At 72.4% G+C, this 19,771-nt stretch carries 18 protein-coding genes and 1 pseudogene; 11 read left to right on the top strand and 8 right to left on the bottom strand.

Features of this window, described 5'->3' with window-relative positions:
• Positions 1-129: 129 nt before the first annotated feature.
• Together Saso_RS26035 and leuE are read left to right on the top strand one after the other, a co-directional pair.
• On the top strand, positions 130-1,011 hold the full coding sequence (locus tag Saso_RS26035; protein WP_189924856.1) for a dioxygenase family protein: 882 nt from the start codon (positions 130-132) through the stop codon (positions 1,009-1,011).
• Between the two features lie 30 nt (positions 1,012-1,041).
• Positions 1,042-1,692, top strand: a complete 651-nt coding sequence (leuE, locus tag Saso_RS26030; RefSeq protein ID WP_189924858.1) for a leucine efflux protein LeuE — start codon at positions 1,042-1,044, stop codon at positions 1,690-1,692.
• 67 nt (positions 1,693-1,759) lie between these two features.
• On the opposite strand, the gene Saso_RS26025 is transcribed toward leuE, so the two are convergent.
• Positions 1,760-1,936, bottom strand: a complete 177-nt coding sequence (locus Saso_RS26025) for a hypothetical protein (RefSeq protein WP_189924859.1) — start codon at positions 1,934-1,936, stop codon at positions 1,760-1,762.
• A 252-nt stretch (positions 1,937-2,188) separates the two neighbouring features.
• On the opposite strand from Saso_RS26025, the gene Saso_RS26020 reads away from it, so the two are divergent.
• From Saso_RS26020 to Saso_RS26005, 4 genes are read left to right on the top strand one after another with little or no spacing between them, the layout of a single operon-like run.
• Positions 2,189-2,761 (top strand): MSMEG_1061 family FMN-dependent PPOX-type flavoprotein, encoded by a 573-nt coding sequence (locus Saso_RS26020; RefSeq protein WP_189924861.1) that lies wholly within the window; start codon positions 2,189-2,191, stop codon positions 2,759-2,761.
• 35 nt (positions 2,762-2,796) lie between these two features.
• A complete protein-coding gene (locus Saso_RS26015) occupies positions 2,797-3,675 on the top strand; it encodes an ABC transporter ATP-binding protein (protein WP_189924863.1) in 879 nt (292 codons plus the stop codon).
• Positions 3,672-4,652 carry an iron-siderophore ABC transporter substrate-binding protein gene (locus tag Saso_RS26010; RefSeq protein WP_189924865.1) on the top strand — a complete coding sequence of 327 codons (981 nt, stop codon included), beginning with the start codon at positions 3,672-3,674 and terminating at the stop codon, positions 4,650-4,652. The genes Saso_RS26015 and Saso_RS26010 overlap by 4 nt, the downstream gene beginning before the upstream one ends.
• 8 nt (positions 4,653-4,660) lie before the next feature.
• Positions 4,661-6,730, top strand: coding sequence for an iron ABC transporter permease (locus Saso_RS26005; RefSeq protein WP_189924867.1), 2,070 nt, complete (start codon positions 4,661-4,663; stop codon positions 6,728-6,730).
• 144 nt (positions 6,731-6,874) lie between these two features.
• On the opposite strand, the gene Saso_RS26000 is transcribed toward Saso_RS26005, so the two are convergent.
• The 4 genes from Saso_RS26000 to Saso_RS25985 form a co-directional block, all read right to left on the bottom strand.
• On the bottom strand, positions 6,875-8,482 hold the full coding sequence (locus Saso_RS26000) for a hypothetical protein (protein WP_189924869.1): 1,608 nt from the start codon (positions 8,480-8,482) through the stop codon (positions 6,875-6,877).
• Positions 8,483-8,505: 23 nt separating this feature from the next.
• Complete coding sequence (locus Saso_RS25995) at positions 8,506-8,871, bottom strand: PH domain-containing protein (protein ID WP_189924870.1); 366 nt, start codon at positions 8,869-8,871, stop codon at positions 8,506-8,508.
• A 198-nt stretch (positions 8,872-9,069) separates the two neighbouring features.
• Positions 9,070-9,423, bottom strand: a complete 354-nt coding sequence (locus tag Saso_RS25990) for a nuclear transport factor 2 family protein (protein WP_189924871.1) — start codon at positions 9,421-9,423, stop codon at positions 9,070-9,072.
• Positions 9,424-9,545: 122 nt separating this feature from the next.
• A complete protein-coding gene (locus Saso_RS25985) occupies positions 9,546-10,292 on the bottom strand; it encodes an SDR family NAD(P)-dependent oxidoreductase (RefSeq protein WP_189924872.1) in 747 nt (248 codons plus the stop codon).
• 152 nt (positions 10,293-10,444) lie between these two features.
• Between Saso_RS25985 and Saso_RS25980 the strand changes: the two genes are divergently transcribed.
• Positions 10,445-11,056, top strand: coding sequence for a TetR/AcrR family transcriptional regulator (locus Saso_RS25980; RefSeq protein ID WP_189924873.1), 612 nt, complete (start codon positions 10,445-10,447; stop codon positions 11,054-11,056).
• 99 nt (positions 11,057-11,155) lie between these two features.
• On the opposite strand, the gene Saso_RS25975 is transcribed toward Saso_RS25980, so the two are convergent.
• The 3 genes and pseudogenes from Saso_RS25975 to Saso_RS38445 form a co-directional block, all read right to left on the bottom strand.
• On the bottom strand, positions 11,156-12,031 hold the full coding sequence (locus tag Saso_RS25975; RefSeq protein WP_189924874.1) for a hypothetical protein: 876 nt from the start codon (positions 12,029-12,031) through the stop codon (positions 11,156-11,158).
• Positions 12,032-12,216: 185 nt separating this feature from the next.
• A complete protein-coding gene (locus tag Saso_RS25970; RefSeq protein ID WP_189924875.1) occupies positions 12,217-13,740 on the bottom strand; it encodes a C40 family peptidase in 1,524 nt (507 codons plus the stop codon).
• 214 nt (positions 13,741-13,954) lie between these two features.
• A pseudogene (locus Saso_RS38445) lies at positions 13,955-14,152 on the bottom strand (GNAT family N-acetyltransferase); the annotation flags it as partial.
• A 145-nt stretch (positions 14,153-14,297) separates the two neighbouring features.
• Between Saso_RS38445 and pgm the strand changes: the two are divergent.
• The 4 genes from pgm (at position 14,298) to Saso_RS25950 (ending at position 19,719) form a co-directional block, all read left to right on the top strand.
• Positions 14,298-15,938 carry a phosphoglucomutase (alpha-D-glucose-1,6-bisphosphate-dependent) gene (pgm, locus tag Saso_RS25965; protein WP_189924876.1) on the top strand — a complete coding sequence of 547 codons (1,641 nt, stop codon included), beginning with the start codon at positions 14,298-14,300 and terminating at the stop codon, positions 15,936-15,938.
• A 190-nt stretch (positions 15,939-16,128) separates the two neighbouring features.
• Entirely contained in the window at positions 16,129-16,977 is an 849-nt protein-coding gene (locus Saso_RS25960) for a PP2C family protein-serine/threonine phosphatase (RefSeq protein ID WP_189924877.1), read from the top strand.
• A 50-nt stretch (positions 16,978-17,027) separates the two neighbouring features.
• Positions 17,028-18,170 carry an MASE1 domain-containing protein gene (locus Saso_RS25955; protein ID WP_189924879.1) on the top strand — a complete coding sequence of 381 codons (1,143 nt, stop codon included), beginning with the start codon at positions 17,028-17,030 and terminating at the stop codon, positions 18,168-18,170.
• A 94-nt stretch (positions 18,171-18,264) separates the two neighbouring features.
• Positions 18,265-19,719, top strand: a complete 1,455-nt coding sequence (locus Saso_RS25950) for a WGR domain-containing protein (protein ID WP_189924881.1) — start codon at positions 18,265-18,267, stop codon at positions 19,717-19,719.
• Positions 19,720-19,771: the final 52 nt, after the last annotated feature.

Raw genomic sequence — 19,771 nt, 5'->3', positions numbered from 1 at the left:
ACCGCCGGTCCTGCGGTTCCCGGGGCGGTGTTGCCGAAGGGGCGCCGGAGGCCTGCGCGTCGGTGGAGACTGGTCCGTGCACCGGCCACCCGCCACCGGCCACGAAGCCCCGAACCGCGAGGTACGACCATGGACTTCACCGTCGACACCGCCACCCGCACGGTCGTCGAGAGCTTCCGCGACACCGGGGACCCGAGGCTGCGGGAGGTGCTGGAGAGCCTGACCCACCACCTCCACGCCTTCGTGCGGGACGTCCGGCCCACCCCGGACGAATGGGCGGCGGCCGTCGACTTCCTCACCGCCGTCGGCCACCGGTGCGACGACACCCGGCAGGAGTTCGTCCTGCTCTCCGACGTCCTCGGCGTCTCCATGCTCGTCGAGACCCTCGACGGGGTGGGGGAGGGGACCGAGAGCACCGTGCTGGGCCCCTTCCACCAGAGCGGGTCACCGCGCAGGGACCTCGGCGACAGCATCGACCTGCTCGGCACCGGCCGCCCCTGCGTGGTCTCGGGCCGGGTCCTCGCCACCGACGGGACCCCGCTGCCGGGCGCCGAACTCGACGTGTGGCAGTGCGACGAACAGGGCTTCTACGACGTCCAGCAGCCCGGCGTCCAGCCGCCGGGCAACGGACGAGGACTCTTCCGCGCCGACGGCGAGGGCCGTTTCTGGTTCCGCACCGTCGTCCCCTCGCCCTACCCGATCCCCACGGACGGCCCCGTCGGCGCCCTGCTGCGCGCCACCGGAAGACACCCCTACCGGCCCGCCCACATCCACTTCATCGTGAGCGCCGGGGGGCACCGGCCGGTCACCACGCACGCCTTCGTCGCCGGTAGCCCCTACCTCGACTCCGACGCCGTGTTCGCCGTCAAGCAAGACCTGATCGCCGACTTCGCGCCGTCGGACGACGAGCGCGCGGCGGAGCGCTTCGGTGTGCCGGTCCCGTTCACCCACGCGGCCCTCGACCTCGTCCTGGCTCCGCAGGCCGGTCCGCCTGCCGAACACCGCGGCTGAGCGCCGAGGGCGCGTGCGAAACTACTGCGCATGTTCGGAGTCATCGACCTTCCCACCTATCTGGCAGGGCTCGCCCTGATCGTCCTCCTTCCGGGGCCCAACTCCCTGTACGTCCTGTCCGTCGCCGCACGGCGCGGGGTGCGCGCGGGGTACACGGCCGCGGCCGGCGTGTGGTGCGGGGACGCCGTGCTGATGACCCTTTCCGCGGCCGGGGTGGCTTCTCTGCTCCAGGGCAACGCGGTGCTGTACGCCGTCGTGCGGTACGCGGGCGCCGGCTATCTGACCTGGCTGGCGTTCGGGATGCTGCGGGCCGCCTGGGGCATGTGGCGCACCCGGCGTGAGCAGGTGCCCGCCGAGGACGTCCCCGCCGGGGCCCAGGTCGAGCGGCCGTTCCGGCGGGCGCTGGTCGTCAGCCTGTTCAACCCCAAGGCGATCCTGTTCTTCGTCGCCTTCTTCGTTCAGTTCGTCGACCCGGGTTACGCCTATCCGGCGCTCTCCTTCGTCGTCCTGGGTGTGTTCGCCCAGCTCGCCAGCGTGCTCTACCTCAGCGTCCTGATCTTCGGCGGCACCCGGCTGGCCGGCGCCTTCCGCCGCCGCAGGCGCCTGACGGCGGGGGCCACCTCGGCGGCCGGCGCCCTGTTCCTCGGCTTCGCGGTAAAGCTCTCCCTCGCGAGCGCCTGACACCTCCCGCGGGCGGGGTCGCCCACGTCGCCGGGACCGCGGCCGACAGGCCCGCGGAGGTCGCCCGTCAGAACGGTTCGAAGCTGGGCCTGACGGTCCCGCTCCCGTAGGCGTCCAGGAAGGCCTTGAAGTCGCTCGGCAGGGCGGAGCCCACGTACTGCTCGACTTCGTCCCAGTCGCGCGAGTGGGCCTCCTGCCCGACAGGCTCGCCCAGCAGGGCCCGCAACTCGTCCAACGAGGACATCCACTGCTCCACGATCCACCGGCGACGATCTTCGCCGCCAATCCAACGGTGCCCGGCCGGTCGGGCGAGGGCCACTGGGAAGTCCTGGCCGGCCAGAGCTCGTCGAGTCCGCCCCGCGCTCTGTGGGCCGAGGCCGACTTTCCGGTCCTGCGTCCCTGAATCGCAGGTAAGGGTAGGCACACCTAAGGTGAGATAATGTTCAGCGTGCAACTGTCTGTCGTCGCACGCGCATGGGGGTCGGCCTTGCCGCACATGATCGATACCGCCGGGGCCGGAGCCGGGGTCGGGGAGGGGTGGGTGGAACTCGGGTCGCGGGACGAGTTGCGCGCGCTGCTCGGGGAGCCCTGGCCCGTGGTGATCGAGAAGGTCCACGACCGGCTCTCCGAGCGGGACCTGGACATCGTCGCCCGCTCGCCGTTCTGCCTCCTGGCCACCTCCGACGCGCGCGGCGACTGCGACGTCTCCCCGCGCGGGGACGCTCCCGGCTTCACGCACGTGATCGATGGCGGCACGATCGCCCTTCCCGAACGGCCGGGGAACCGGCGCGGCGACAGCTTCCACAACATCCTCGACAACCCGCACGCCGCCCTGCTGTACCTGATCCCCGGGGGCAAGGAGGTCCTGCGCGTCAACGGGCGGGCCCGCATCCTCACCGACGCCCCTTTCTTCGACGCCATGGCGCTCGACGGCCGGCGGCCGCAGCTCGCGCTCGTCCTGGAGATCGACGAGATCTACCTGCACTGCCCGGCGTCGCTGCGCCGGTCGGGCGTGTGGGACCCGGAGTCCTGGCGGACCGGCGCCCCGACCGCGGAACGGACCCCGTGATCGACTTTTGGTTAGGTTAGGCTAACCTTCATCAGGTGAGATCTGGTGAAGAAGCAGCCGGCATCCGGCGACTGCGTGGTCATGAACTGACGGCCACCGGTGTGACCGTGTCGTACGACGGCGTCGACGTCGTGCACGAGGCCTCGGTCGCACTCCGGCCCGGCGAGGTGACCGTCCTGGTCGGACCCAACGGCAGCGGCAAGTCGACGCTGCTGCGGACCATCGCGCGTCTCCAGCCCGCCCGGCACGCCACGCTCAGGATCGACGCCGACACCGACGGCCTCACCCTGACCACCCGTGAGTTCGCGCGGCACGTGGCCCTGTTGACCCAGAGCCGCCCCACGCCGAGCGGACTGACCGTACGGGACGTCGTCGAGTTCGGCCGCTACCCCTACCGGGGCCGCTTCGGCCGGCCCGACCCGCACGCGTCGGCCGCGATCGACCGGGCCCTCGCGCTGACCGGCGTCACGGAGCTCGCCGACCGCAGCGCCGACCGCCTCTCCGGCGGGCAGCTCCAACGGGTCTGGCTCGCCGGCTGCCTCGCCCAGGAGACCGGCGTACTCCTGCTGGACGAACCGACCACCTATCTCGACCTGCGCTACCAGGTCGAACTGCTCGACCTCGTCCGCGACCTGGCGGACGACCACCACATCGCCGTCGGCGTCGTCCTGCACGACCTCGACCAGGCGGCGGCCGTCGCGGACCGGATCACGCTCCTCGAAGCGGGCCGGATCGTCGCCGACGGCAGCCCCGAGGACGTCCTCACACCGGAACGCCTGACAGCCGTCTACGGCATCCGCATCGACGTCGACACAGACCCCCTCACCGGCCGGCTGCGCACCCGCCCGATCGGCCGCCACCACGCACGACACACACGACACACGCGAACCGAAAGGCTCGGCACCACCTCATGAGACGCCTTCTGCTCACCGCGGCCGCCACCACCGCCGCGGTTCTCACCCTCGCCGCCTGCGGCACCACCGAGCCCGTCGCCGACAGCTCCGCCAAGCCGTCCGAGGCCATCACCCTCACCGACGCCACCGGCGCGAAGATCAAGCTCGACGGCCCGGCCACCAAGGTCGTCGCCACCGAATGGAGCGTCGTCGAGAGCCTCGTCACGCTCGGAGTGGACCCCGTGGGCGTCGCCGACGTGAAGGGCTACAAGACCTGGGACACCGCCGCCCCGCTGAAGAACGAGCCGAAGGACATCGGCACGCGCGGTGAGCCGAGCATGGACACCATCGCCTCGCTCGCGCCCGACCTCATCGTGGCGACCACCGACCTCACCCCGGCCGCGGTCGGGCAACTGCGCAAGGTCGCCCCGGTGCTGGAGGTGACCTCGGCCGACGGCTCCGACCAGATCGGGCAGATGCTGGAGAACCTCGACCTCATCGCCAAGGCCACCGGCACCTCAGCCGAGGCCGCGACGGCCCGCAAGGACTTCGGGTCCAAGGTCGCCGAGGGCAAGAAGGCCCTCGCCGGCGCCGGTCTCGCCGGCGCCCCGTACGCCTTCTCGGACGGCTACGTCACCGGCAACCAGGTCTCCCTGCGCCCCTACACGAGCGGTTCCCTCATCGGCGCAGTGAACGAGGCGATCGGCCTGAAGAACGCCTGGACGGTCAAGGGCGACGCGGCCTACGGCCTCGGGACCACCGATGTCGAAGGCCTCACCGCGCTGCCGAAGGACGTACGGTTCGCCTACATAGCCAACAAGGACGACGCGAGCAGCACGCCCTTCACCGGCGCGCTGGCCAAGAACGCCGTGTGGACGTCGCTGCCGTTCGTGAAGGCCGGTGAGGTGCACCGACTGCCCGACGGCATCTGGATGTTCGGCGGCCCCGATTCGATGGCGGCGTACATCGACGCCGTCGTCGCCGCGCTCACGAAGTAGCGTCCGCCATGGCCGTCACCGCACCGACTCCTCCCGCGCTCCGTCCGCCGGCTGCCGTGTCCCGGACGGGCGCGGCCGCGGTGACGGCCGCGCTCGTCCTCCTGGTCGTGGCCCTCGCCGTCACCGACATCACGCAGGGCACCGCCGCCGTCGGGCCGGCCGAGGTCCTCAAGGCCCTGACGGGGCGGTCCGATCCGGCCGACGCCTCCGTCGTGGTCGCCTCCCGGCTGCCGCGTGCGAGCGCCGGCATCCTGGTCGGCGTCGTCCTCGGCGTGGCCGGCGCCGTGCTCCAGGCCGTCAGCCGCAACGTGCTCGCCTCGCCCGACACCTTGGCGGTGAACGCCGGTTCGTACCTGGCGCTCGGACTGGTCGGCGTCACCGGCGTCTCACTGCCGGTGATCGCCTCCTCCGGGGTCGCGTTCGCCGGCGGACTCCTCGCGGCGACCGCCGTCCTCGCCCTGTCCGGCCTCGGCGCGGGCACCGTACGGCTCGTCCTCGCGGGCACCGCCCTGGCCCTCGGGCTGACCTCCGTCACCGAGGGCCTGCTCCTGCTGTTCCCCCAGGAGACCGAGGGCCTCTACCAGTGGAACCAGGGCAGCATCGGCCAGAACGGCTTCGACGGCGTCGTGCAGATGCTGCCCGTCTGCCTCGTCGGCCTCGCGGGGCTGCTGCTGACGGCCCGTCGGGTCGACGCGCTGGCCCTCGGGGACGACGCGGCACGCGGCCTGGGCGTCCCGGTCCGCGCCACCCGCGTGACGGTGGTCGTCCTGGCGACCCTGCTGTCCGCGGCGGCCGTCACCCTCGCCGGGCCCATCGGCTTCGTCGGCCTGTGCGCTCCCGCGCTGGTGCGGCCGCTCGCCCGCCGCCACCGGGCCTTCGTCCGGGCCCGGACGTCCCTGCCCGTGGCAGGTCTGGCCGGCGCGGGCCTGGTCCTCGGGGCGGACGTGCTGCTGCGGGCCCTCGTGCCCGCCGACACGGCCGTCGCCGTGCCCACCGGTGTCGTCACCAGCCTGATCGGCGCCGTGTTCCTGGTGGTGATGGCCCTGCGGCTGCCGGACCCGGCCGGGGCCGACGCGCCCGAGCGGCTGCGCGTCCCCAGCCGGAGGGCGTTCCTGGCCACGGTGGCCGTACTCGTCGCCGTGGTGGCCGCCGTCACCGTCGCGGGCGTTCTGCTCGGCGACAGCAAACTGCTGCTCGGCGATGTCGCGAACTGGGCGCAGGGGCGGGCCGGCCGGGCGGTCTCCTTCGTCCTCGACACCCGGGTGCCGCGTGTCCTCGCGGCGCTGTGCGCGGGCGGGGCGCTCGCCCTGGCCGGCACGCTGGTGCAGGCCGTGACCCGCAACCCGCTCGCGGAGCCGGGCGTCCTCGGGGTGTCCGGCGGCGCCGCGCTCGGCGCCGTGCTCCTCGTCACCAGCGTGCCCGCCGCCGGGACCTGGGGCATCGCGGGCGCCGCGTTCGCGGGCGCGGCGGTGACCTCCGTCGTGGTCTTCGGGCTGGCCGCCCGGGGCGGATACCGGCAGAACCGGCTGGTGCTCGTCGGCATCGGCACGGCCGCGGCCACCACCGCGCTGATCAGCCTGATCATCGTGCTCACCGATCCGTTCAACGCGACCAAGGCGCTGACCTGGCTCTCCGGTTCGACGTACGGCCGGACGATGCCGGACGTGCTGCCCGTCGCGCTCGTGCTGGCGGTGGGCCTCGCCGTCGCGTCCGCCCGGCGCACGGAGCTGGACCTCGTCTCGCTGGACGCGGACACGCCCCGTCTGCTCGGGCTGCGGCTCTCCCGGGCCAGGCTCGGGTTCCTGCTGGTGAGCGTCCTGCTGAGCGCGACGGCCGTCGCCTCGGCGGGCACCATCGGGTTCGTCGGCCTGGTGGCCCCGCACGCGGCGCGCGCCCTCGTCGGCCGGCGTCACGTCCGCGTGCTGCCGACGGCGGTCCTGCTCGGCGCCGCGCTCGTCTGCACGGCCGATCTGCTGGGCCGCACGGTCATCGCCCCCGCCCAACTGGGCGCGGGCCTGATGACTGCGGTGATCGGTACGCCGTACTTCCTGTACCTGCTGGTGCGCGGCCGCCGCTGACACCGGCCGGGCGTTGACACCGGCCGGGCGCTCGGGCCGGTCGGCTCCTGACACCGGCCCCGCCGCAGGGGCGGGCGTGGGGCGGGGCGCAGCGCACCGGCGCGGATCGCGGGCGTGGACCGGACCCTCGCCGGGCTCCACAGTTCAGTCGGCGTCCGGATCACCAGGAGAGGGGCTCGCTGGGCCGTCGCCGTTCGTAGTCGCTTCGACCGCAGGGAGTTGAGCCCGCGCCCTGACCATGTCCGCCTCGGCGCGCATCAGTTCGGCCTTCGCGCGGATCAGATCGCTCTCGGCCTGCCCACGAGCCTGCACATACTTCGCATAGGCGGTGAGCGTGACACCGATCAGAGTGCCGGTTGCGGTACCGAGAGCAACGATCGTGGTGACCAGCGCGGGGGCATCGGAGGGACCCAGCCGCCCGTGCATCCGGAAGCTGTCGAGCACGTCGCGCAGACCGAGCCATGCGGATGCCGAGAGGAGGAGGATCCAGAGACCGACGGCCACCCGTGCGTGCCATTGCCGCCTGCCGGACCGCTCGCTCTGCCCAGCACTCTCACGCGACCCGAATGGCATCGACATCCCGCTCTTTCCTCTCGCTACGAGTGCCGCCTGCATGCGCGACCTGGCGCGCCGGCTGAGCCGGAACCGGACGGGGGCGGCTCGTGCACCCTCGAGGGCAGGACTGCGCAGTTCCATTTCCTGGAGTCCGACCAGAACCGGCGCCCCGCCGCTGTCCCTGAGGGCGCGACCGGCCTGGCGGAAGTCACACTCGGGAGGGTTGTCCAGCCGCTGGAGGAGGCCCTCGGTTGGCCGCCCCACAGCAACCACGAGCGGTCCCCCGATGATCGACGGTTCGGCCCGCTCGCGGAACGTGCTCGCCACCCGGTGCGCGGCGATGAGGAATCGCTCGGCTGCCCGCGCGCCCTCGGCCCCAGGAGGTGGCAGCTCCAGGAGCAGCACGGGGCGGGCGATACGTCGACGCAGCCGGGGCATCCGCAAGTCCTCGAACAGCGCGCGGAGTACGAGGCACTCCTGCTCCTGCAACGCTTCTTCGGCATCGCTTGCCGGGGATGCAGGGGATGCAGGGGATGCCGGGGAGTCGGCCTGTGCAGCGGCGATCCGATCCATCACCTCGAAGAAGCTGCCTCCGTCCGTGGCCACCGGCAGGTCGCCCAGCCACCGCATCACCTTGCGGGACGTCCGCCATGACCACCATGCCCGGTGTGCGAGGTGGACCAGCCTCAGCCCGATGACCCAGAGCCTGCCACTGGTCTCCAGGAGGCGGGTGAGTGTCCCGAAAGCACTTCCGCGCCGCAGCTGCTGCCGGTGGAAGACCTGGTCCCGCAAGTGCCGGACGCCGGTGCCCGGCGGCCCGCCGGGTTGCTCCCGGCCACAGGCGACGACATCGGCCATCAGCGTGGATCGGGGGTACCGATCTGGAGCCACGTGAGGACGCGAGGTGGCCTGCAAGATCTCCACGGCACGCAGGGAAAGCAGCCCGTCGTCGTCACTGCGGACGGAGAGATACGCGTGCGGTACGGTCTCGAACGCGGACAGGATCTCCTGCACTACGTCATGGGCGGCAGCGTTCTGCGAGGGGTCCGCATGCGGGACGCGCAGGATGAACAACGGGAGTGTCGCGGCAAGGGAGCGTCGGCCGACCGGCGCCACCGCCGCGGACAGCTCCCGGACGAACAACTCCGCGCCCGGGGCGTCGAGGAACGCGTGGGAAGCTCTGACCGGCATCATCATGACTTCTGATGCTCGGCATCCGCCTACTTCGCCACGAACTGCGTGAGGATCGCCTGGACTTCGTAGATGTCGACGCCCTTGGTGAACGTCTTCTGGATCGGCATGGACGAGCCGGACACCCAGATCTTCAGCTCGGCGTCCAGGTCGAAGGTGCCGGCGGTCTCCACCGCGAAGTGCGTGATGCTGCGGTACGGAATCGAGTGGTACTCGGTCTTCTTGCCGGTGATCCCCTGCTTGTCGACGAGGATCAGCCGGCGGTCCGTGAACAGTATGGTGTCGCGGATCAGCAGGTAGGCCGTCTGCACGTGCTCGCCCTGGCCCAGCAGCCGGGCGTAGTCCTGCTGTGCCTGTCCCGCGTCGATCGGGTGCGCGTTGCCGAAGAGTGCCATCGAGGATCCCCCAGTTGACGATGAAGCCGGGCCCGGTGCGGCGAGCCCCTCCCCGGAGGGAGAGGTCCCCGTCTCCGATGCGCACCCTACTGCGCCGGTACGACACCGTGCCGTCAAGGCAGTGCCTCCGTGCAGGGTCTCGCCGCCCGCGGACCGGCCGCACGCGTGTGGCCGCGTCCCGTCACGCCGTGACGGGGGTCAGGCCGTGAACAGGGTCAGGATGGTGGCGATCCTTCCGTCGCGGACGGTGATGACGTCGATGCCGCGGACGGCGGGTGCTCCGGGCGGGCCGAAGGCCCAGGCCAGGGCTCCGTGTTGCGGGCCGGCGTACCGGTGGCCGTCCTCGGTGAACCCGCCGTCGGCGGGGGCGTTGGCGAGGAGCGCGGCCGCCTTGTCCTCGATGGCGTCGCGGCCGGTGGTGACACCTTCCGGATCGGTGAAGACGACGTCCTCGGTGTAGATGCGGTCGATGGCCGCGCGCCGGGAGACGGGGTCGCGGTTGCCGAAGACCTCGTGCAGGTTGGCCGCGAGCAGGTCGGTGACGGAGTGCATGGTGATTCCTCCGGGCAAGGGGGGCGGGGTGGTCGGGGCGGCCGGCCGGCTCCGAGAGTCCGGCCGGCCGCCCCGTTGCGGGTTGTGTCAGGGGCGGGGGTTCAGGCTGTCGGCCGCGGTGGTCAGATCTGGCTGGCGCCGCCGTCGACGTATATCTCGGCGCCGGTCATGTAGCTGCCGGCCTCGCCGGCGAGGAAGAGGACGGTCTCGGCGATCTCCTCCGGGCGGCCGAGCCGCTTCATGGGGACTCCGGCGGCCAGGCCCTGAAGCAGTTGTTCGGCTGCTTCCGGGCCGCCCGCGAGGCCGCTGAGGCCGGGCGTCTCGATCGGCCCGGGCGCGATGCTGTTGACGCGGATGCCGCGGGTGACGAGCTCCGCCGCCCAGCTGCGGGTGAGGGAGCGCAGCGCCGCCTTGGTCGCGGCGTAGACGCTGAAGGACGCGGCGCCCTTGGTGTCGATGTTGGAACTGGTCAGGATGATCGACGCGCCCGGGTTGAGCAGCGGAAGTGCCTTCTGCACGGTGAACAGGGTGCCGCCGACGTTGGTGTTGAAGGTGTCGGCGTAGTGGTCCCAGGTGATGTCGGGCAGGGCCGCGAACTCACCGCCGCCCGCGTTGGCGAAGACGATGTCGAGGCTCCCGTGCCGCTCGATCTGCGCGAAGAGCCGGTCGAGGTCGTCGAGGCTCGCGACGTCGGCGCGTACTCCGGTGGCGCGGTCGCCGATGGAGGCCACCGCCTTGTCGAGGGCTTCCTGGCGACGGCCCGTGAGGAAGACGTGAGCACCTTCCTCGGCCAGCCGCCGGGCGGCGGCCAGGCCGATGCCGGAGGTGGCGCCGGTGACGAGGGCGGTCTTGCCGTCCAGCTGTCCCATGGTGGGTTCTCCTTTTCTGTACTGCTCGGTTCTTAAATCGTTCGGTAGTGGAGAACCACGGCACCCGGAGACCTATTCCGTACCGCTCGGTTAAAATTTGAGGGGCCGGCGCGGGAGAGCCGGCACGGGAGTGCGGACACCAGGAGGGCGGCATGGCCGTACGCGGCAGACCCCGGGGTTTCGACGCGGACGACGCGCTGGACCGCGCGGTGGAGATCTTCTGGCGCCAGGGGTACGAAGGCGCGTCGCTCACCGACCTCACCGAGGCCATGGGCATCAACCGCACGAGCATGTACGCGGCGTTCGGCAACAAGGAGGAGCTGTTCCACCGGGCCGTCGCCCGCTACGCCGAGGCCGACATGGCCTACGCCCGCGAGGCCCTCACGCAACCGACCGCGTACGAGGTCGTCGAGTCCTTCCTCCGTGCCAACGCCGACGCGCTCACCCGCGCCGACCGCCCCTCCGGATGCCTGTCCGTGCAGGGTGGCCTGGCCGAGGGCGGCGAGAGCGGCCGCATCGCCAGGTTCCTGGCCGACAGCCGCCTCGCCGGAGAGCACGCCCTGGCGCGACGGCTGACCCGCGCCGTCGAGGAGGGCGACCTGCCCGCGGGGACCGACCCTGACGCGCTCGCCCGGTACGTCATGGTGGTCAGCGAGGGCAACGCCGTGCACGCGGCGGCCGGAGCGACCCGTGCGGCCCTCCACGCCACCGTCGACATCGCCCTCCGGGCGATACCCCGGACTCACGCTGCCGCGGTCACCTGAGGGGCCGCACGAGCCGGACCGGGCGCACGGGTCCGGCGGGCCCGACGGGCCGCACCGGCCTGACAGGGCGCGCTACCGGCCCCCGCCGCAGGGGAGTTGTCACAGGCCGAGGCGTTGCAGTGCGAGTGCGACGTGGCCGCGCAGGGGGCGGTCCCATCCCGGTACGACACCGGTGATCTCGTCGTCGGCGCCGATCAGGACGGTCAGGGCCTCGTCCGGCAGGGCCGTCGGCCGGCGGCGGGCCAGCGCGACCGCGGCGCTCACCCGTACCGTCTCGTCCGTCGACGCCAAGGAGGCCGTAAGTGCCGCGAGTTCGCCGGATCCGGGCGGGTCGGGGAGGAACGCCAGGGCGAGATTCGCCGACGCGCGGACGGTACCCGTGTCGATCCCGACGCCGGCCAGTGCGGTCGCGAGTGCGGGGACCCGGGGGAACCAGGCCAGCAGCGCTGCCGCCCGGGCCGCCACGGCGGGTTCGGGATCCTGGAGCCAGGTCGTGAACGACGGCGTATGGCGCTCGGCCGCGTGGTAGGCGTCGGCGGCCCAGCGCACGGCGACGGCGTCGGCGACGTCGGCGACCGTATCGGGGTCGGGGTCGTCGTTCTCGAACAGCACGCGGAGCACGGCGGCCTCGTCCGACGGGCCGACGCGTTCGGCCGCGGCGAAGACGTGCCCCGGTTCGAAGGGGAGGACGTCGTCGCTCGGTTCGCCGAGGGCCACGGCGTGCAGCAGGTGCACCACTGTCGGCCGATCGGGCGTCGCGGGCGTGTCCACGAGCGCCACCAGGGGAGTCACCACATGGGCGCTCGCCGGCCACCGCGTGCCCTGGTGACAGACGCTCGAGCTCAGCGCCGACACGGCCGCACCGCGCGCCACGGGATCGGCGCCGGACAGCGCGGCCAGTCGGCCGGGGACGTCCTCCGCGCGGCCGTACGCATGGTGGAGGACGGCCCAGTCGGGCCGGGGCGAGCTGCTCACAGGCCCGGACCCTACGCCCCTCGGTGCCATCGGCGGCCGACCACGCCAGCAGCCGCGGAAGTCGACCGCACACGGCGGCGGCGCGCGACCCGGTGCCGCGGTCGCGCGCCGCTTCGTCCGTCACGGGAAGGACGGAAAGGACGCAAAGGGCGGGAGGGCGGGAAGGACTCCCTCGCGCCGTGGGGTCAGCAGGCGGGCACGCCGGCCAGCCAGGCGTCGCCCTGGAGGTAGATGTTGCTGATCCAGCCGCTGTACTGGGGCAGGTAGGACCAGGCGTCGTTGGTGTAGCCCTCGGCGGTCACGCTCTGGGCGTGCTTCTGGCAGCTGATGGCGACGGCGGTGGGGGTGCTCAGCCGGGTCACCAGGCCGCTGGAGGTGGAGGGATCGACGCGCAGGGCCACGTCGGTTCCCCAGGTCTGGCCCGGCCGGGTACCGGCAGGTGTCGGTGTGCCCTTGCCGTCGCAGGAGGGGATCCCGGCGATCCAGGCGTCGCCCTGGAGGTAGATGTTGCTGATCCAGCCGCCGTACTGGGGCAGGTAGGACCAGGCGTCGTTGGTGTAGCCCTCGGCGGTCACGGTCTGGGCGTGCTTCTGGCAGCTGAGCTGTACCGCCGTCGGCCCCGTGAGCCGCGTCAGCACGGTCGAGGTCGAGTCGGTGTACGGCGTGGAGCGGACGGCCACGTCGGTGCCCCAGGTGCGGTTCGGGCCGCCCGCCCCGTTGGGCGCGCTGGAGCCGCTGCCGACGCTGGAGTCCGTCTCCCCGGTGCCGCACTGCGGGACGTCACTGAACCAAGCCGGACCCTGGAGGTAGATGTTGCTGATCCAGCCGCCCAGATCGGGCAGGTACGACCAGGCGTCGTTGGTGTAGCCCTCGTCGGTGACGGACTCACCGTGCTGCTGACATCTGACGTACACCATCGTCGGGGACGGCAGGCTGGTCACGACGTTCGCCGAACGGTTCGGGTGCAGGCGGACGTTGACGTCGGTCGCCCACATGCGTTCGGGAATGCCGTTGCCGCCGCCCCCACCCCCGCCGGCGCCGGGCGCGAGGACGTACGCGAAGGGGTTGTTCGGGTCGATGGCGGGGTTCGCCGCCGAGTAGTTGCCGGGCTGCTCCAGCGCGCCCTGGTTGCGGACGCGGACCGCACCGACCAGACGGCCGTCGGTGGTACGGGAGGCGAGCGTGGTCACCCGGGCCACCTCACCCGACTGCCACTCCTCCACGACCTTGCCGTCGCCCAGGTAGAGCATCACGTGCGAGATGTCGGCGACGCTGCCGTTGCCGGAGGTGAACACCAGGTCACCGGCGAGCAGATAGCCCTCGATCCCCGAGCCGCCGTTGTGCGCCGGGTACACCTGGAACGCGTTGGAGCTGCGGTACTGGTCCAGCGCGGTACCGGGCAGGACGTCGCGGTTCATCGCCCGGTACCAGGCCCACCGCACGAAACCCGAGCAGTCCAGTCCCTTGATCCAGGGGTCCCGCCACGAGTGCTGGACGTCGCTCCAGTCGACGGAACCGTAGGTCGGCCCGACATAGCCCGGGTTGTGGCCCCCGCCCCAGGTGTACGGTGTCCGGGCCCGCCAGGCGGCGCACGCGAAGGCCACGGCGGTCTGTGCCTGCGGGCTGGCCGGCCCGGCGATCTGGCATTGGTTCAGCGGCTGGGCGTTGTCCGCCCGGGCCACGGCCGGTACCACGAGGACGGCCGTCATCGTTGCCAGGGCAACGGTCAGCGTCCGCCAAAGACGTCTCACCCACATTGAGCTGGTCCCCCACTTCGGTCTGTCCCTCACGACGTCCGGATGTCCGTCGGCGGGCCAGCCTTGCCGGGGCGGAGCGCCCATGTCGAGAAGCCGTCGGTTGCCCAACCGAAGAGGCAACCGGGAAACCGGCCGAAAAAGCCCCGCACCGGCCGGCCCACGCGCCTGCCGGGACGCCGAGTGCCCGGTAGAAGCCCGTCGGGCCGTCCGGTCCGGGATGCCAGGTGGTCGTCACACGGGTGCCTCCTCGGCGCCGGATCTCGTCGCCCACCGACCGCACGGCGAAGCGTCCGTAGCCCCGGCCCTGCTTTCCGTCCGCGATGTTGAGACGCCACAGTCCGGAGCGGAAGTCGGTGCGTCCGCCGGGGTATCGCCGTCCCGCGTGCGGCCGGTGGATCCGGTCCGGACGCTCCGGCCGCCCCGAGACGACCCGTACTCGCGGACAGGCGCCACCACAAGGGAGGATGGGAGGTGCAAGCCATGATCGACCGATGCGGAGGAGCGGGCACATGCAGCACGAGCGAGCGGGCAGGAAGGCCGGCCCCGAGGACCTCGTCGACGTCGCCCGGCTGGTCACGGCGTACTACGCGCTGCACCCCGACCCGGCGGACCCCGCGCAGCGGGTGGCGTTCGGCACCTCCGGGCACCGGGGTTCCTCGCTGAACACGGCGTTCAACGAGGACCACATCGCCGCGACCAGCCAGGCCATCTGCGAGTACCGGGCCACCCAGGGCACCGACGGCCCCCTCTTCCTCGGGGCCGACAGCCACGCCCTGTCCGAGCCCGCCCGGGTCACCGCCCTGGAGGTGTTCGCGGCCAACGGGGTGACGGTGCTCATCGACAGCGCCGACGGGTACACGCCCACCCCCGCCGTCTCGCACGCGATCCTCACCCACAACCGCGGCCGCACCGCGGCCCTCGCCGACGGGGTGGTCGTCACGCCGTCGCACAACCCGCCCGGCGACGGCGGCTTCAAGTACAACCCGCCGAGCGGCGGCCCCGCCGGATCCGACGCCACCTCCTGGATCCAGGACCGGGCCAACGAGATCATCGCCGCCGGCCTCGAGGACGTGCGGCGCATCCCCTGCGCGCGGGCCCTCGCCGCGCCCACGACCGGCCGCCACGACTTCCTCGGTGCGTACGTCGCCGACCTGCCGAGCGTCCTCGACCTGGACGCGATCCGCACCGCCGGGATCCGTATCGGCGCCGACCCGCTGGGCGGGGCGTCCGTCGCCTACTGGGGCCGGATCGCCGAACAGCACCGGCTCGACCTGACCGTAGTCAACCCGCTCACCGACCCGACCTGGCGTTTCATGACCCTGGACTGGGACGGCAAGATCCGGATGGACTGCTCGTCGCCGTACGCGATGGCCTCGCTGATCGAGCAGCGCGACCGGTTCAGCATCGCGACCGGCAACGACGCCGACGCCGACCGGCACGGCATCGTCACGCCGGACGCCGGGCTGATGAACCCCAACCACTACCTGGCCGCCGCCATCGCCTACCTCTACGCGCACCGCGAGCAGTGGCCCGCCGACGCGGGCATCGGCAAGACCCTGGTGTCGTCCTCGATGATCGACCGGGTGGCCGCCGATCTCGGACGCCGGCTGGTCGAGGTGCCCGTCGGCTTCAAGTGGTTCGTGGACGGGCTGGTCGACGGCTCGCTCGGTTTCGGCGGGGAGGAGTCGGCCGGCGCGTCCTTCCTGCGCAGGGACGGCTCGGTCTGGACGACCGACAAGGACGGCATCATCCTGGCGCTGCTGGCCTCCGAGATCACGGCGGTCACCGGGAAGACCCCGTCCGAGCACTACAGCGCCCTGACGGACCGCTTCGGCGCCCCCGCCTACGCGCGCATCGACGCCCCGGCCACCCGCGAGGAGAAGGCCCTCCTCGGCAAGCTCTCGCCCGCGCAGATCACCGCCGACACCCTGGCCGGCGAGCCGGTGACCGGCGTGCTCACCGAGGCGCCCGGCAACGGCGCGGCCATCGGCGGCATCAAGGTGACCACCGCCAGTGCCTGGTTCGCCGCCCGCCCCTCCGGCACCGAGGACGTCTACAAGATCTACGGAGAGTCGTTCCTCGGCCCCGACCACCTGCGGCAGGTCCAGGAGGAGGCCAAGGACGTGGTGGACGCGGCGCTCGCCGGCTGACCGTCGCGGCCCCGGCCCCGGGGTCGGCACCCGAGGGCACCTGAGGCCCGGGGCCGACACCTGGGACCCGGGGCCGGTGCGGGCGCACATGTGGGGTCGGATCCGGGGCCGTTATCATCCTCTGAAGGTAAAATGTGTGTTTTGCCCGATGAGTGGCCCCCGTCGGGCTGCCGTCCCGCCGGAGTGATCGATGTCGCGCAAGCGCCCCACGGACGACGGTGACGAGCTGCTGGCCAGACTCGGCTCGCTGACCGCGCAGGCGCGCGAGCGCGCCGAGCTGCAACGATCCCGCGTGGAGCTGGCCCTCGCCCTCCAGCGCGGCATGCTGCCCCGAGGCCTGCCCACCGCCCCCGGCTTCCGACTGGCGGTGCGGTACGCGCCCGCCTGCCACGGCCTCAACGTCGGAGGCGACTGGTACGACGCCTTCACCATGCCGGACGGGCGCATCGGCCTGTCCATCGGCGACGTCCAGGGCCACAACATAGAGGCGACCGCGTTCATGGGCCAGGTCCGGGTCGGACTGCGGGCCCTCGCCTCCGTCACGGGCGAGCCCGGCGCGCTGCTCGCGCGGACCAACGAACTGCTCCTCTCCCTGGGCAGCGAGCTCTTCGCCACCTGCATCTTCATGCGGCTCGATCCCGCCACCGGGGCCCTGGAGAGCGCCCGAGCGGGCCACATCCCGTGCGTGTGGGCCACAGCGGACGGCAAGTCCGGTGTCGCCGAGGACGAGTGCGGACCGCCCCTCGGTGTCCTGGAGGGCGCGGACTACCCGGTCACCCGCTACCGGCTCACCAAGGGCGGAATCTTCGTCCTGCTCACCGACGGTGTGGTGGAGGGGCCGACCCTGAGTGTCGAGGAGGGCCTCGACCAGGTCGTACGGCTCGCCGGGATCGCCGCGGTCGCCGGCATGCGGGCGGACGCGCTCGCCACCGCGGTGATCAAGGGGGCCGAGCGCGTCGGACACGAGGACGACGCGGCCGTCCTGGTCGTGGGGCACGACGGGCGGACGGCCCCCGACGTCCCCCTGGCGGGACCGTAGGGCCCGGCCCCGCGCGTCTCGCCTCGCCGACGGCGCCGCACCGGTGTCTGATGGCTCCTGTGGTGGCTTCCCCGGATCTGCGCCGACGGGCCGTCCTCGTCGTACAGACGCTGGCCGTCGCCCTCGGCTACTACGCGGCCGGGCGCCTCGGGCTGGTGCGGGAGCTCGTCGTCGAGGGCGCGGTCTTCACGCCCATCTGGCCGCCCACGGGAGTGGCGCTCGCCGCGCTGCTGATCCTCGGCATCCGCTGCTGGCCGGGCATCACCCTCGGCTCCCTCTTCGTCATCATGTCGCTGGGCCCGCTGCGGCCCGCGGCCGTCGGCAACCTGATCGGGAACACAGCCGCCCCGGTCTGCGCGTACCTCATGCTGCGCAAGGTGGGCTTCCGCAACGACCTGGCCCGGCTGCGCGACGGCCTGGCCCTCGTCTTCCTGGGCGCCCTCACGGCGATGCTGCTGAGCTCGACCGTCGGGGTCGGCCTGCTCGTCCTCGCCGACCGGCTCGCCGCCCACAGTTTCTGGCCGGTCTGGCTGGCCTGGTGGGTCGGGGACGCGATGGGCGTCCTCATCGTCACGCCGGTCCTGCTGGTGCTGCACACGGTCACCAGACCCTTCCGGCTGTCCCGCTGGAAGGAGGCCGTGGGCCTCGCCCTCGTCACCTGCGCCCTCGTCCCGCTGGCCACCTACAGCTCCGTCAGCCTGCTCTTCCTCGTCTACCCCCTGCTGATCTGGGCGGCGCTGCGCTTCGAGCTGGCGGGCAGCATGCTGTGCGCCCTGTTCACGTCCGTCCTGGCCACGGTCGCCGCGACGGACGGCGTCGGCCCCTTCGAGCGGCTGAGCCGCATCGAGGTGATGATCAAGCTCCAGGCCTTCAACGGGACGATGGCGCTGACCGCCCTGCTGCTCTCCGCGGTGATCGCCGAACAGCGCAACACCAGGCGCTCGGTGGAACGCGCCTGTCAGGAACTGGTCGAGGTCCTGGAACACCTGGCCGCCGGCGACGCACCGCCGGGACGCCCCACGAAGGACGCCGAGAACGGCACGCCGAGCACCGACCCGGGGCCCGTCGAGAAGGCCGGTCCCGCCGGGAAGGCCGGTCCTGTCGGGAACCCCGGGCCCGGCGATGCCACCCAGGGCGTCGATCGACCCGAGGGCCCGAAGGATCCGGACGACCCCGGGAGCCCGGGAAGCTGACGGCCGCGAACGCGATTGTCAGTGGCTGCCCCTACGGTTCAGGGAGTGGGACCTGCCGGAAAGGCCGCGGGTCCACCCTGGGGAGGGGTTTGTCATGGCTACCGGGTCGAGCACCGTGTCGACGACGTATCTGGAGCTCTCGCAGGACGGCGGCGGTGCCCACAAGTTCTACGAAGTGGCCGTGGACGGCGTGGTGGTGACGGTGCGGTACGGGCGGATCGGCGCCACCGGACAGCTCCAGACGACGACGTTCCCCACCGTGGAGAAGGCCCGTGCCGCCGCCGCGCGCAAGGTCGGCGAGAAGGTCCGCAAGGGATACGCCCCGGCCGTCGCCGGACAGCGCGCCCCGCGCGCGGTGACCCGCCGCGAGGTGACCTCGGCGCCGTCCACCGCGCGTGCCGTCGCCCCGGTGCTGTGGCGCTTCCGCACCGGCTCCTCGGCGTTCGGCATCCACGTGGACGACGACCGCTGCTGGGTCGGCAACCAGGCGGGCGACGTCTACACCCTCGACCACGACGGCGGCGTCCTGGCCCGCTTCAGCCTCCCGGACGGGGTGAAGTGCCTGGTCGCCGACGACTTCTGGATCTACGCGGGCTGTGACGACGGCAAGGTCTACGACCTGTCCTCGAAGCTCCCCTTCGCCGCGTACGACATCACGGCCGATGTCGACATCTTCTGGCTGGACATCCACGAGGGCCTGCTCAACGTGTCGGACCGCGACGGCCGGCTCACCGTCATCGACCACGAGGACGAACACCAGTGGGCCCGGCGCAGCCAGGGGGAGCACGCCTGGATGGTCCGCGCGGACGACCGGGCCGTCTACCACGGGCACCACCGCGGCGTCACCGCCTACGCGCCCGACGGCGGCGGCGAGCTGTGGCACACGCCCACCCGGGGCGGTGTCCTGTTCGGCTGGCAGGAGGAGGACGCCGTGTACGCGGGCACCGCGCACAAGGTGGTGCAGCGGCTGTCGAAGGCCACCGGGGCCGTCGAGGCCACCTACGGCTGCGACAGCGCGGTGTACTCGTGCGCCACCTCGCCGAGCGGGAGGTTCGTCTTCGCGGGTGACGCCTCCTCGTCCGTCTACTGCTTCGACCGGGACGGCACCCGTCTGTGGAAGCTCGGCACGGGCGGCGGCTCGGCGCTGTCGATGCAGTACCGCGACGACCGGCTCTACCTGGTGACCACGGACGGCTCGCTGGTGTGCGTGGACGCGAGCGAGGCGGCCGTCACCGCCGCCCAGCAGGGCACGGTACCGGTGGCACGGGACGTCAAGCTCGCCGCCGCCCTGCCCACCTACGTGCCCGCCACCGCCGCGGCCACGGTCGCCACCGTGACCCGGGCGCCCTCCGGCGCCGTCGTCGTCGAGTGTGTCCAGGAGGCCGGCCGGGTCCGGGTCCACGTGGTGTCCGACGGCTACGACTCGTCCATGAACGTCCAGTTCCCGCGCGACATACGCGAGCCCGGAGCGCGCTACGTCGTGGACTCCCTGCACACGGCGGCCGGCGGCTTCTACCGGGTCCGCGGTGACATCCGACGCCTGGTGTGACCGGGGCGCGCGGGGCCGGCGGCCGACCACGGCGCCGACCGGTCCCGCGCAC

The sequence above is a fragment of the Streptomyces asoensis genome (assembly GCF_016860545.1).
GTDB lineage: Bacteria > Actinomycetota > Actinomycetes > Streptomycetales > Streptomycetaceae > Streptomyces > Streptomyces asoensis.
Note: the sequence above shows the minus strand (reverse complement) of the source record. Positions and strands in the feature narration are given on the sequence as shown.

Coding starts and splice junctions, on each gene's coding strand:
- Saso_RS26000 (WP_189924869.1), bottom strand. CDS start 8,482: ATGATGATGCCGGTCAGAGCTTCCCACGCGTTCCTCGACGCCCCGGGC.
- Saso_RS26005 (WP_189924867.1), top strand. CDS start 4,661: ATGGCCGTCACCGCACCGACTCCTCCCGCGCTCCGTCCGCCGGCTGCC.
- Saso_RS26035 (WP_189924856.1), top strand. CDS start 130: ATGGACTTCACCGTCGACACCGCCACCCGCACGGTCGTCGAGAGCTTC.
- Saso_RS25955 (WP_189924879.1), top strand. CDS start 17,028: ATGGCTCCTGTGGTGGCTTCCCCGGATCTGCGCCGACGGGCCGTCCTC.
- Saso_RS25985 (WP_189924872.1), bottom strand. CDS start 10,292: ATGGGACAGCTGGACGGCAAGACCGCCCTCGTCACCGGCGCCACCTCC.
- Saso_RS26010 (WP_189924865.1), top strand. CDS start 3,672: ATGAGACGCCTTCTGCTCACCGCGGCCGCCACCACCGCCGCGGTTCTC.
- pgm (WP_189924876.1), top strand. CDS start 14,298: ATGCAGCACGAGCGAGCGGGCAGGAAGGCCGGCCCCGAGGACCTCGTC.
- Saso_RS25960 (WP_189924877.1), top strand. CDS start 16,129: ATGTCGCGCAAGCGCCCCACGGACGACGGTGACGAGCTGCTGGCCAGA.
- Saso_RS25970 (WP_189924875.1), bottom strand. CDS start 13,740: ATGACGGCCGTCCTCGTGGTACCGGCCGTGGCCCGGGCGGACAACGCC.
- Saso_RS25950 (WP_189924881.1), top strand. CDS start 18,265: ATGGCTACCGGGTCGAGCACCGTGTCGACGACGTATCTGGAGCTCTCG.
- leuE (WP_189924858.1), top strand. CDS start 1,042: ATGTTCGGAGTCATCGACCTTCCCACCTATCTGGCAGGGCTCGCCCTG.
- Saso_RS25990 (WP_189924871.1), bottom strand. CDS start 9,423: ATGCACTCCGTCACCGACCTGCTCGCGGCCAACCTGCACGAGGTCTTC.
- Saso_RS26020 (WP_189924861.1), top strand. CDS start 2,189: ATGATCGATACCGCCGGGGCCGGAGCCGGGGTCGGGGAGGGGTGGGTG.
- Saso_RS25980 (WP_189924873.1), top strand. CDS start 10,445: ATGGCCGTACGCGGCAGACCCCGGGGTTTCGACGCGGACGACGCGCTG.
- Saso_RS25995 (WP_189924870.1), bottom strand. CDS start 8,871: ATGGCACTCTTCGGCAACGCGCACCCGATCGACGCGGGACAGGCACAG.
- Saso_RS26025 (WP_189924859.1), bottom strand. CDS start 1,936: ATGTCCTCGTTGGACGAGTTGCGGGCCCTGCTGGGCGAGCCTGTCGGG.